Annotated in this window: 10 protein-coding genes and 1 pseudogene; 4 read left to right on the plus strand and 7 right to left on the minus strand. The window is 74.0% G+C overall.

Annotated elements, in window-relative coordinates; all coding sequences use genetic code 11:
- Together ACLIYP_RS26510 and ACLIYP_RS26515 are read right to left on the minus strand one after the other, a co-directional pair.
- On the minus strand, window positions 1-388 hold a 388-nt coding region (locus ACLIYP_RS26510; RefSeq protein ID WP_412715629.1), incomplete at its 3' end, for an FAD-dependent oxidoreductase.
- 309 nt (window positions 389-697) lie between these two features.
- Window positions 698-1,588, minus strand: a complete 891-nt coding sequence (locus ACLIYP_RS26515; protein ID WP_093655072.1) for a TIGR01777 family oxidoreductase — start codon at window positions 1,586-1,588, stop codon at window positions 698-700.
- 242 nt (window positions 1,589-1,830) lie between these two features.
- Between ACLIYP_RS26515 and ACLIYP_RS26520 the strand changes: the two genes are divergently transcribed.
- Window positions 1,831-2,322, plus strand: a complete 492-nt coding sequence (locus ACLIYP_RS26520; RefSeq protein WP_412715630.1) for a GNAT family N-acetyltransferase — start codon at window positions 1,831-1,833, stop codon at window positions 2,320-2,322.
- A gap of 31 nt (window positions 2,323-2,353) precedes the next feature.
- Here the strand turns inward: ACLIYP_RS26520 and ACLIYP_RS26525 are convergent, their stop codons facing one another.
- Window positions 2,354-2,881, minus strand: coding sequence for a DUF4240 domain-containing protein (locus ACLIYP_RS26525; RefSeq protein WP_412715636.1), 528 nt, complete (start codon window positions 2,879-2,881; stop codon window positions 2,354-2,356).
- A gap of 201 nt (window positions 2,882-3,082) precedes the next feature.
- Between ACLIYP_RS26525 and ACLIYP_RS26530 the strand changes: the two genes are divergently transcribed.
- Window positions 3,083-4,018: an SDR family oxidoreductase gene (locus ACLIYP_RS26530; RefSeq protein ID WP_412715631.1), complete on the plus strand. Its 936-nt coding sequence runs from the start codon at window positions 3,083-3,085 to the stop codon at window positions 4,016-4,018.
- Here the strand turns inward: ACLIYP_RS26530 and ACLIYP_RS26535 are convergent.
- Window positions 4,009-4,974, minus strand: coding sequence for a helix-turn-helix transcriptional regulator (locus tag ACLIYP_RS26535; protein ID WP_412715632.1), 966 nt, complete (start codon window positions 4,972-4,974; stop codon window positions 4,009-4,011). The genes ACLIYP_RS26530 and ACLIYP_RS26535 overlap by 10 nt on opposite strands.
- A 90-nt stretch (window positions 4,975-5,064) precedes the next feature.
- Here ACLIYP_RS26535 and ACLIYP_RS26540 point away from each other — a divergent pair.
- A pseudogene (locus tag ACLIYP_RS26540) lies at window positions 5,065-6,655 on the plus strand (sodium-dependent transporter).
- Entirely contained in the window at window positions 6,655-6,759 is a 105-nt protein-coding gene (locus ACLIYP_RS26545; RefSeq protein WP_412715633.1) for a methionine/alanine import family NSS transporter small subunit, read from the plus strand. Before ACLIYP_RS26540 ends, ACLIYP_RS26545 begins: the two are co-directional and overlap by 1 nt.
- A 136-nt stretch (window positions 6,760-6,895) precedes the next feature.
- Here ACLIYP_RS26545 and aceE read toward each other — a convergent pair whose 3' ends face one another.
- The 3 genes from aceE to ACLIYP_RS26560 all read right to left on the minus strand — a co-directional run.
- Window positions 6,896-9,577, minus strand: a complete 2,682-nt coding sequence (aceE, locus tag ACLIYP_RS26550) for a pyruvate dehydrogenase (acetyl-transferring), homodimeric type (protein WP_412715634.1) — start codon at window positions 9,575-9,577, stop codon at window positions 6,896-6,898.
- Window positions 9,578-9,724: 147 nt separating this feature from the next.
- Window positions 9,725-10,348 (minus strand): GntR family transcriptional regulator, encoded by a 624-nt coding sequence (locus ACLIYP_RS26555; protein ID WP_101256264.1) that lies wholly within the window; start codon window positions 10,346-10,348, stop codon window positions 9,725-9,727.
- 146 nt (window positions 10,349-10,494) lie between these two features.
- Window positions 10,495-11,297, minus strand: an 803-nt coding sequence (locus ACLIYP_RS26560) for a 2-oxo acid dehydrogenase subunit E2 (protein ID WP_412715635.1), incomplete at its 5' end; no start/stop codon positions are given.

Here is an 11,297-nt window from a genome sequence, read left to right on the forward strand (position 1 = left end):
TGTGGGTCGTGGGCCGGGGGCTGCGCTCGGGCGCCGTGGACGTGCGGGCGGTGCGGGGCGCGCCGACGCGCAGCCCGCGGTCGCCGCTGCGGATCAGCACCCCGGAGGCGAAGGGGCGCAGGTCGAGCCCGGTCAGGCCGGGACAGCGGCGCAGCTCGGACCAGCCGGACGACAGCGGCCGGCCGCCGCGGTCCAGCCGGTAGCCGTCGATCTCCTCGGTCGCCATCCGGCCCCCGACGGCGCCCGCGGCCTCCAGCACGGTGACGTGCAGCCCGGCGCCGGTCAGGTGGTGTGCGGCGGCCAGGCCCGCCAGGCCCGCGCCGACGACGGCGACGTCGGTGGTCTCCCGGCCTCGGCCGGGGCTGGGACGGAGTGCGCTGCCGGGCATGGGCCCTCCCGTGGTCGACACTGCGGCGCGAGCGGACGTCCGGGGGTTTCCTGCCCTCCGAAGACGCGTTCGACGCGCGCTTTCAAGCCGACCCTAGGGAAGCGGGCGATCACGGACAGTCGCGCACGCACCGGGCACGGACGCACATCGGTCGCGCACGGGTGTACGGCGGTCGCACATCGGTCGGGTACGGCTCGTGCGCCACTCGTTCACCACCCGTGCTCCCCGCCCGCGCCCCGCCCTGGGCGCGGGCGGCCGGAAGACGTCCGGCCGGAAGGCAGCCGGCCGGACGCCTCCGGTGGGCGGAGGTCAGCGCAGCGCCGCCCGGACGGCGTCCTCGATGCCGGGGAAGGCGAAGACGAAGCCGGACTCCAGCAGCCGCCGGGGCAGCACCCGCTGACTGCCGAGCACGTCCGTGGAGAACTCGCCCAGCACCGCGCGCAGCACGGGCGCGGGCACGGGCAGCACCGCCGGACGGTGCAGCACCCGTCCCATCGCGGCGGCCACCTCCCGCTGGGTGACCGGCTCGGGCGCGGTCAGGTTGACCGGCCCGGACAGCTCCTCGGTGTCCAGCAGGTGCCGCAGCGCGGCGATGTGGTCGTGCAGGGCGATGTGGCTCCAGTACTGGCGGCCGCTGCCCAGGGGCCCGCCCAGCCCGGCCCTGAAGACCGGGAACAGCCGCCCCCACGCCCCGCCGGTGCGGGAGACCACCAGCCCGGTGCGGGCGTACACGGTGCGGATCCCCGCCTCCTCGGCCGGTGCGGCGGCCTCCTCCCACTCCTGGCAGACGTCGGCCAGGAAGCCGTGCCCGGGCGGCGCGTCCTCGTCCACGGCGCGGTCGCCGGTGTCGCCGTAGTAGCCGACGGCGCTGCCGACCACCAGGGTGCGCGGCGGGGTGTCGAGCGAGGCCAGGGCCTCGGCGACGGCGGCCGTCCCCAGGACCCGGCTGTCGCGGATCTCGCGCTTGTACGCCTCGGTCCAGCGGTGGTCGCCGACGCCCGCGCCGGCCAGGTGCACCACCGCCTCGCAGCCCACCAGCCCGGCGGCGTCCACATACTGCCTCCTCGGATCCCACTCCACCTCGTCGCCCGCCCGGGGCGGGCGGCGCACCAGGCGCAGCACCTCGTGCCCGTCGGCGCGCAGGGAGTCCACAAGTGCCCGGCCGATGAGGCCGGATGAGCCGGTGACCGCGATACGCATGGGGCAATCCTGGTGGACAGCCGCTCCGATGGCGAGGCACAGTGACCGGCATGTCCGCGTCCTCCGCGTCCTCGGCGTCCCCGGTCCCTTCCGCGTCCTCCGCGTCCTCGGCGTCCCCGGTCCCTTCCGCGTCCTCCGCGTCCTCGGCGTCCCCGGTCCCTTCCGCGTCCTCCGCGTCCTCGGCGTCCCCGGTCCCTTCCGCGTCCTCGGCGTCCGCGGCGTCCCCGGGGACGCCGCGCCCCGTGCGCCCCCTCGTACGCCCCGCCGCCGACGAGGACGGCGAGGCGCTGGGGGAGCTGGACCGGCGCACCTGGTCGCCGGTGCACGCGGTCACCCCGCGGCCGCGGCCGCCGCACGGCCCGTTCTTCCACGCGGGCAACCCGCCCCGGGAGTTCCTCGTCGCCGAGCTGGCGGGGGAAGCGGTGGGCTACATCAAGCTGGCGCGGCCCACCCCGCTCGAGAGCAACGGCCATGTCCGCCAGATCCAGGGGCTGGTGGTGGACGCGCCGGCGCGCGGCCGGGGCGCGGGCCGGGCGCTGCTGCGCGCGGCGATGGCCGAGGCGCGGCGGCAGGGCGCCTCGCGGATCACCCTGCGGGTGCTGGGCCACAACGCGCCCGCGCGGGCGCTGTACGCCTCGGAGGGCTTCGCCGTGGAGGGCGTGCTGCCCGGGGAGTTCCTGCTGGAGAGCGGCTACGCGGACGACGTGCTGATGGGGCGCTCGCTGGCGCTCTGACCGCCCCGGGGCCGCCCCCGCCGGCCGGGGGTCACCCCCGCTGCGGCCCGAACCGCTCCCACAGCCGGGGGAGGGCGGCGGCCAGGGCCCGGTCGTCCCCGGGGGCGAGCGGTGTGCCCTCCGGCTCCCGGGGCGGGTCGGGCAGGCCGAGGTCGGGCAGCTCCAGACCGGTGAGCCGCTCGTAGGCCTCGTCCGCGGCGCCGCCGATGTCCTCGCCCTCGCCGTCCACCTCCGGGTCGAAGTCCTCCAGCAGGTCGGCGAGCGAGTCCGGGTCGTGCAGCGCGCCCTCGAACACCTTCCTGCCCTGGCCGACCAGCCAGCAGCGGAAGGAGTCGAAGGCGTCGTCGCCCGCCCCGTCCAGCAGCACCCGGGCCGCGCCCCACACGTCCCAGCGCCAGGCCCGGTTCACCCGGGCCTCGAAGTGGCGGGCGAAGTCCACGACGGTGTCCGGGTCGAGCCGCGTCAGCCGGTCGACGAGCAGTTCGGCGTGGTCGACCGGGTCGCCCCCGGCGGCCTCGCGGGTGCTGTCGACCAGCTCCCAGAACTCCGTCTCGTGCATCGTCACGGGACCAAGGATCCGCCCTGCGGGCGCAGTCCGCACGCGGGACACCCGCCCGGCGGGTCGCCCTGACCGGACCGGCGGAAAAACTCGACAGGAGATGTCCGGTATCGGTGGCAGCGTGCCCGGTGCGCACAAGGCGCCGGGCAGGCGCGGGGAAGGCGTCCGGCAGGCGTCACGGACACGCGAAAGGACACACACGTGAACACGGCAGCGGTGTCGAAGGGAAGTCTGGAGGGCAGGGTCGCCCTGGTGGCGGGGGCCACCAGGGGCGCGGGCCGGGCCATGGCCGTGGAGCTGGGCCGGGCGGGCGCGACGGTGTACGCCACCGGCCGCACCACGCGCGAGAGCGTCAGCGAGGTGGGCCGCCCCACCGAGACGATCGAGGAGACCGCCGAACTGGTCACGGCGGCCGGGGGCACCGGCATCGCGGTGCCGGTCGACCACCTGGAGCCGGAGCGGGTGCGCGCCCTGGTGGAGCGGATCGACCGCGACCACGGACGTCTGGACGTCCTGGTCAACGACGTCTGGGGCGGTGACCACCTGCTCGACTTCGACACGAAGGTGTGGGAGGTCGAGCTGGACAAGGGCCTGCGGATGCTGCGGCTGGGAGTGGAGACCCACCTGATCACCAGCCACTTCGCCCTGCCCCTGCTGATCCGGCGGCCGGGCGGGCTGGTGGTGGAGGTCACCGACGGCACCGCCGAGTACAACGGCCCCAGGTACCGCGGCAACCTCTTCTTCGACCTGGCGAAGAACGCGCCGATCCGGGCGGCCTTCGGCCTCGCCGAGGAGCTGAGGGGGTACGGCTGCACGGCGGTCTGCCTCTCCCCGGGCTTCCTGCGCTCGGAGGAGATGCTCGACGCGTTCGGGGTCCGGGAGGAGAACTGGCGCGACGCGGTCGCCCGGGAGCCGCACTTCGCCATCGCCGAGTCGCCCGCCTACATCGGCCGGGCGGTGGCGGCACTGGCGTGCGACCCGGACGTGGCCCGCTGGAACGGGCGGTCCCTGTCCAGCGGGCAGCTCGCCGGCGAGTACGGCTTCACCGACACCGACGGCTCGCGGCCGGACGGCTGGCGGTACTTCATCGAGGTCGTCCACGGCGGCAAGGAGGCGACCGCCGGGGACTACCGGTAGAGCCGCGCCGTCCGCTCGGCCGCCCGTGCCACGCGCTCGCGCAGTTCGGGCGGGCCGAGCACCTCGCACTCGGGACCGAGGGCGAGGAGCTGGCCGTAGGCGACGTCCAGGGACTCCACGGGCAGGGTGACGGTGGTCAGCCCCTCCTGGTCGGTCTCCCCCCGCGCCAGCGCGTCCTCGGCCGCCGCCCGGTCGGCGGCGTACCGCAGCGCGCGCACCCCGGCCTCGGTCAGCCGCACCACGGCGGTCTCGCGCAGGATCGAGCGGGCGAAGGCCGCGGCCCGCTCCTCCCAGAAGCCGGGCAGGTCGAAGTCCGCGTCCCGCTCGAACCGCTCGCCGAGCGGGGTGACGGAGCCGAAGCGGTCCACCCGGTAGACGCGCGGGTCGCCGTCGGCACGGGCGACGAGGTACCACACGCCCGCCTTGAGCACCAGGCCGTACGGCTCCAGCGTCCGCTGCGCCCCGGAACCGTCCCGGCGGCGGTAGCGCGCGGCGACCAGCCGGTCGTCCCACACGGCCTCGGCCAGCACCGGCAGCGCCCCGGGGGTCTCGGTGGGCTGCCACCACCCCGGGGCGTCCAGATGGAACCGCTGCGCCGCGCTGTGCGGGGCGTCCGCCAGCTCGGGCGTGAGCGCCGCCGCCACCTTCAGCCGGGCGGCCGAGGCCGCGTCCGCCAGGCCCATCTCCCGCAGCGCGGAGGGCACCCCGGACAGGAACAGCGCCTCCGCCTCGTCGCGCCCCAGACCCGTCAGCCGGGTGCGGTAGCCGCCGACCAGCCGGTAGCCGCCGGCCCGTCCCCGGTCGGCGTAGACGGGGATCCCCGCCTCCGACAGGGCCAGCGCGTCGCGGGCGACGGTCCGCTCGGAGACCTCCAGCCGTTCGGCCAGCTCGGCGGCGGTCATCGACCGCCGCGTCTGGAGCAGCAGCACCATCTCGATCAGCCGGGCAGCACGCATGCGCCCATCATCCCCGCCGGAGGGCGCGGCGCGGCGCACGCTGTTAACGTGCTGTCAACCCACAGGGACAAAAGCCGAGGAACGTCGCATATGGCTACCGAATCCAGCAGCACTCCGACGACCCCGCCGCCCCGCGCCCAGTGGGGGACCCGCACGGGCTTCCTGCTGGCGGCGATCGGCTCGGCCATCGGGCTCGGCAACATCTGGCGCTTCCCCTCCGAGGCCTACAAGAACGGCGGCGGGGCGTTCCTGCTGCCCTATCTGATCGCCCTGGTGACGGCGGGACTCCCGCTGCTGATCCTGGAGTACACGCTCGGCCGCCGCTACCGGAAGTCCCCGCCGGGCGCGTTCCGCCGGCTGTCCGGCCCGGCGCAGGCGATCGGCTGGTGGCAGGTGGCGGTCTCCTTCGTCATCGCCGCCTACTACGCCGTGATCCTGGCCTGGGCCGTGCGGTACGTGGGCTTCTCGGTCGGCGAGCAGTGGGGCGACGACCCGAACGCCTACTTCTTCGGCGACTTCCTGCGCACCGCCGAGCAACCCGGCTGGATCTCCTCCTACGTCGGCGGCGTGTTCTGGCCGCTGCTCGTCATCTGGATCGCGGTCCTGACCGTCCTGGCCCTGGGGGTGCGGCGGGGCATCGAGATGGCAAACAAGATCTTCATCCCCCTGCTGGTGGTTTTCTTCGTCGTCCTGGTGGTCCGCGCGGTCACCCTGGACGGCGCCGGGACCGGCCTGGACGCGCTGTTCTCACCGGACTGGGGGGGCGCTGGCCGAGGGCGGCGTCTGGGTCGCCGCCTACGGGCAGATCTTCTTCTCCCTCTCGGTCGGCTTCGGCATCATGATCACCTACGCCTCCTACCTGCGCCGCCGGGCCGACCTGACCGGCTCCGCGCTGGTCGCCGGCTTCGCCAACAGCTCCTTCGAACTCCTGGCGGGCATCGGGGTCTTCGCCACCCTCGGCTTCCTCTCCGCAGCCAGCGGCACGCCGGTGGGGGAGACCGTCACCGACGGCATCGGCCTGGCGTTCATCGCCTTCCCGACGATCATCTCCAACATGCCGCTGGGCACCCTCTTCGGCCTGCTGTTCTTCGGCTCCCTGGTGATCGCCGGCTTCACCTCGCTGATCTCCATCGTGGAGGTGGTGGTCGCCTCTGTGCAGGACAAGACCGGCATCGGACGCATCCCGGCCGTGCTCGGCGCCGGCGGGCTGACGGCCCTGGTCTCCATCCTGCTCTTCCCCACCGACAGCGGGCTGTACCTGCTGGACTCCGCCGACCACTTCATCAACCGCTACGGCATCGCCCTGGCCTCCCTGGTCTCGGTGATCGTCATCGCCTGGGTGCTGCGCAGGCTGCCGGTGCTCCAGCGGGACGCGGACGCCACCTCCGCCATCCGGCTGGGCGTGTGGTGGCGCCTTGCCCTGGGGGTCGTCACCCCGCTGGTGCTGGGCTGGATGATGGTGGACAGCCTGCGTTCGGAGTTCGACGAGAACTACGGGGGCTATCCGTCCGGCTTCCTGTTCTGGTCCGGGTGGGCGGTCGCCCTGGGCGCGCTGCTGTTCGGCGTGCTGGCCTCCCTGCTCCCCTGGCCGCGCGGTACGGAGCCGGCGGGCACGGAACCCTCGGGGCCGGGCGGTCCCGTGGAGAGCCGACCGGGCACGCCCGGGGAAGGGAGGCACTGATGTCGGCGGGAGCCGTCGCGATGATGATCGTCGCCATGGTCGTGGTGTGGGGCGGACTGCTCGCGGCCATCCTCAAGCTCCGCGGCCACACCGAGGAGTCCTGAACTCCCGGTCCGTTCCGGCTCGGGCCGTTCCGGCCCCGGCAGGCGGGGCCGGGCGCGCCTCCCGGCAGGTGGGGGGAGACGCGCCCGGCCGGGGCCGCCGGGCGGCGCGGGGAGGGGCCGCGGCGGCCGGGAGCCGTCAGGCCAGGCCGTAGCGCCCGGCCGCCTCGCGCACCGTCTCCCGCTTGACCTCGCCGCGCCGGGCCAGCCGGTCCAGGGCCGCCACCGCGACCGACTCGGCGTCCACCCCGAAGTGGCGGCGGGCCGCCTCGCGGGTGTCCGACAGGCCGAAGCCGTCGGTGCCCAGCGAGGACCAGTCCTGCTCCACCCACGGGGCGATCTGGTCGGGAACCGCCCGCATCCAGTCGCTGACGGCGAGGACCGGGCCGGGCGCGCCGCACAGCGCGCGGGTGACGTACGGGACGCGGTCCTCGCCGTTGAGCTGCGCCGCGTCGCAGGACAGGGCATCGCGGCGCAGCTCGCTCCAGGAGGTGGCGGACCACACGTCGGCGGTCACGCCCCAGTCGTCGGCGAGGAGGCGCTGGGCGTCCAGCGCCCAGTGGATGGCGGTTCCCGAGGCCAGCAGCTGGATCCGGGGCGCGTCGGGGGAGGAGGGGGTCCCCTCGCGGAAGCGGTAGAGCCCCTTGATGATGCCCTCCTCCACGCCCTCGGGCATGGGCGGCTGGACCTTCGGCTCGTTGTAGACGGTCAGGTAGTAGAAGACGTCCTCCGGCTTCGGCCCGTACATCCGGCGCAGGCCGTCGCGCACGATCACCGCGATCTCGTAGGCGAACGCCGGGTCGTAGTTGAGCGAGGCCGGGTTGGTCGAGGCGAGCAGGTGGGAGTGGCCGTCGGCGTGCTGCAGGCCCTCGCCGGTGAGCGTGGTGCGGCCGGCCGTCGCGCCGACGACGAAGCCGCGGCCGAGCTGGTCGGCGAGCTGCCAGAACTGGTCGCCGGTGCGCTGCCAGCCGAACATCGAGTAGAAGATGTAGAAGGGGATCATCGGCTCGCCGTGCGTGGCGTAGGAGGTGGCGGCGGCGATGAAGTCGGCCATGGCGCCGGCCTCGGTGATCCCCTCGTTGAGGATCTGCCCGTCGGCGGCCTCCTTGTAGTACATCAGCTGGTCGCGGTCGACCGGCTCGTACGTCTGCCCCTTGGGCGAGTAGATGCCGGCCGAGGGGAACAGCGACTCCATGCCGAAGGTGCGGGCCTCGTCGGGGACGATCGGCACCCAGCGCCTGCCGGTCTCCGGATCCCGCATCAGGTCCTTGACCAGGCGTACGAACGCCATGGTCGTGGCCGTCTCCTGCCTGCCCGACCCCTTCTCCAGGGCGGCGAAGGCGCGCTCGGGCGGCTCGGGCAGCGCCGGGACCGGGTGGATGCGGCGGGCCGGGGCGGGGCCGCCGAGGGCGGCCCGGCGCTCGGCGAGGTAGCGCACCTCGGGGGAGTCGGGGCCGGGGTGGCCGTAGGGGACCGGGCCGTCGCCGAAGGCGCTGTCGGGGATCGGCAGTCCGAGCAGGTCGCGCATGCCCTTGAACTCGTCGGTCGTCAGCTTCTTCATCTGGTGGTTGGCGTTCTTGGACGCGAAGCCCCGGCCGAGGGTGTGGCCCTTGACGGTCTGCGCCAGGATCACCGTCGGCGCGCCCTCGTGCGCGAGCGCGGCCCGGTAGGCGGCGTACACCTTGCGGGGCTCGTGGCCGCCGCGCGAGGTGTGGAAGCACTCGACGATCTTCGCGTCGGTCAGCACCTTCGCCATCCCGGCCAGCGCCGGGTCGGTGCCGAAGAAGTGCTCGCGGATGTAGGCGGCGTCGCGGGTGGCGTACGTCTGGAACTGGGCGTCGGGCACCTCGCGCAGCTTCCTGACCAGGGCGCCGGTGGTGTCCAGGGCGAACAGCTCGTCCCAGGCCGATCCCCACAGCGCCTTGACGACGTGCCAGCCGGCGGCGCGGAACTGGGCCTCCAGCTCCTGGACGATCCTGAAGTTGGCGCGGACCGGGCCGTCCAGGCGCTGGAGGTTGCAGTTGACCACGAAGGTGAGGTTGTCCAGGCCCTCGCGCCCGGCCAGGGCGAGGGCGGCCGTCGACTCGGGCTCGTCCATCTCGCCGTCGCCGAGGAAGGCCCACACGCGGCTGCCGGAGGTGTCCTTGATGCCGCGGCCGGCCAGGTAGCGGTTGAAGCGGGCCTGGTAGATCGCCGAGAGCGGGCCCAGGCCCATGGAGACGGTCGGGAACTCCCACAGCCAGGGCAGCCGGCGCGGGTGCGGGTAGGAGGGCAGCCCGTCGCCGCCGGCCTCCCGGCGGAAGTTGTCCAGCTGCGCCTCGGTCAGCCGTCCGTCGAGGAAGGCGCGGGCGTAGATGCCGGGGGAGGCGTGGCCCTGGATGTAGAGCTGGTCGCCGGAGCCGGGGGCCTCGGGCGACTCCTTGCCGCGGAAGAAGTGGTTGAAGCCCGTCTCGTAGAGCCAGGCGGCGGAGGCGAAGGTGGCGATGTGGCCGCCGACGCCGAAGCGGGAGCCGCGGGTGACCATGGCCGCGGCGTTCCAGCGGTTCCAGGCGGCGATCCGCCGCTCCATCTCCTCGTCGCCGGGGAAGGCGGGCTCGGCGGCGGTGGGGACGGTGTTGACGTAGTCCGTCTCCAGCAGCGGGGGGAGACCGAGTCCGGTGCGGCCGGCGTGCTCCAGGGTGCGCCGCATCAGGTACGCCGCCCGGTGCGGACCGGCCTGGCGGGCGACGGCGTCCAGGGAGGCGGCCCACTCGGCGGTCTCCTCGGGGTCGCGGTCGAGGAGCTGGTCGAGCTCGCTGGGGGTGCGTTCGGCGTCGGTCATGCTGTGGCCGCCTTCCGGACAGGACGGGACATGGGGGTGGGGGGTGTCACACCCACTGCCGGACTGTACGCCTACGATCGATGATCGATCAAAGGGTGGGAGGCGAAAAAGTGGTACGGGAGCGAAATTGGCATTCAGTGCCGCGAATCAGGCACGGGGTGCACACCCCAGGACGTGCTCCTTGACCAGCTCGCCGATACGCGGATCGCGCCTGCGGAACGCCTCCACGACCGCCTCGTGCTCCTCGGCGTACGACTGCTGCCGGGTGCCCAGCCAGCGGATGGCGAGCGTGGTCCACACCCCGATGCCCAGCGACTCCCAGGTGTGCAGCAGCACGCTGTTCCCGGCCGCGCGCACCAGCTCCCGGTGGAAGGCGACCGTGTGCCGCACCTGGGCCTCGCCGTCCCCGGCCCGGTCGGCCTCGTACAGCCGCGCCACGTGCTCCTCGAGCGCCGAGACGTCCCCCGCCAGGCGGTCGGCGGCCAGCTCGGCCGCGATCTGCTCCAGCCCGGCGCGCACGGGGTAGATCTCCTCCAGATCGGCCGCCGTCAGGTTCCGCACCCGTACGCCCTTGTTCGGCGCCGACTCGATCAGCCGCAGCGCCTCCAGCTCGCGCAGCGCCTCGCGCACGGGCGTCTGGCTGACCTCCAGCTCCACGGCGATCCGCCGCTCCACGATGCGCTCGCCCGGCTTCCAGCGCCCGCGGACGATGCCCTCCACGATGTGCTCGCGGATCTGCTCGCGCAGGGAGTGGACGACGGGCGGGGCCATGGGCGCTCCTTCTCTCTACCTTCTCGGAGGGGAGGACGGGCAGGACGGGCAGGACGGGGGAGGACAACGACGATACGGGCCGTCCACACGGCGGCGCCCCCGCCCGGAGCGGATCCGGTACGGGGGCGCCGACGCACGGGGACCGGTCAGAGACCCAGCTCGCCCTCGAACTCGCCGGCCTCCAGACGGGCCTTGACGTCCGTCAGGTAGCGGGCGGCGTCCGCGCCGTCGACCAGCTGGTGGTCGTAGGACAGGGTCAGGTAGACCATGTCCCGGACGGCGATGGTCTCGCCCAGCTCCGGGTGGTCCACCACGACCGGGCGGCGCACGGTGGCGCCGATGCCCAGCTCGGCCACCTGCGGGTAGTTCACGATGATCGTGTCGAACAGCGCACCGCGCGAACCGGTGTTGCTGATCGTGAACGTGCCGCCGGACATGTCGTCCGGGCTGAGCTTGCCGGTGCGGACCTTGCCCGCCAGCTCCGCGGTCTTCTTGGCGATGCCGGCCAGGCTCAGGTCGCCCGCGCCCTTGATGACCGGGACCATCAGGCCCTTCTCCGAGTCCACCGCGATGCCGATGTTCTCGACGTCGTGGTAGGTCACGGTCCCGTCGTCGTTGATCTTGGCGTTGATCGACGGGTGGGCCTTCAGCGCCTCGGCGGCGGCCTTGACGAAGAACGGCATCGGGGAGAGCTTGACGCCCTCGCGGGCCAGGAAGTCCTCCTTGGCCCGGGCCCGCAGCCGCATGATCCGCGTGACGTCCACCTCGACCACGGTGGACAGCTGCGCCTGGCTGTGCAGCGCCTTCATCATGTTCTCGGCGATGACCTTGCGGATGCGGGTCATCGGCACCGTCTGGCCGCGCAGCGGCGACGGCTCGGCCTTGGCCGGGCCGCGGCCGGCCGGTGCGGCGGCCGGAGCCGGGGCCTGGGCGGCCTGCGCCCTGGCCG

Source organism: Streptomyces nanhaiensis, from assembly GCF_046614825.1.
Lineage (GTDB): Bacteria > Actinomycetota > Actinomycetes > Streptomycetales > Streptomycetaceae > Streptomyces > Streptomyces radiopugnans.

Excerpts from the sequence above, each read along its gene's own strand:
- ACLIYP_RS26515 (WP_093655072.1), bottom strand. The coding sequence starts at position 1,588 with ATGCGTATCGCGGTCACCGGCTCATCCGGCCTCATCGGCCGGGCACTT.
- ACLIYP_RS26525 (WP_412715636.1), bottom strand. The coding sequence starts at position 2,881 with ATGCACGAGACGGAGTTCTGGGAGCTGGTCGACAGCACCCGCGAGGCC.
- ACLIYP_RS26535 (WP_412715632.1), bottom strand. The coding sequence starts at position 4,974 with ATGCGTGCTGCCCGGCTGATCGAGATGGTGCTGCTGCTCCAGACGCGG.
- ACLIYP_RS26545 (WP_412715633.1), top strand. The coding sequence starts at position 6,655 with ATGTCGGCGGGAGCCGTCGCGATGATGATCGTCGCCATGGTCGTGGTG.
- aceE (WP_412715634.1), bottom strand. The coding sequence starts at position 9,577 with ATGACCGACGCCGAACGCACCCCCAGCGAGCTCGACCAGCTCCTCGAC.
- ACLIYP_RS26555 (WP_101256264.1), bottom strand. The coding sequence starts at position 10,348 with ATGGCCCCGCCCGTCGTCCACTCCCTGCGCGAGCAGATCCGCGAGCAC.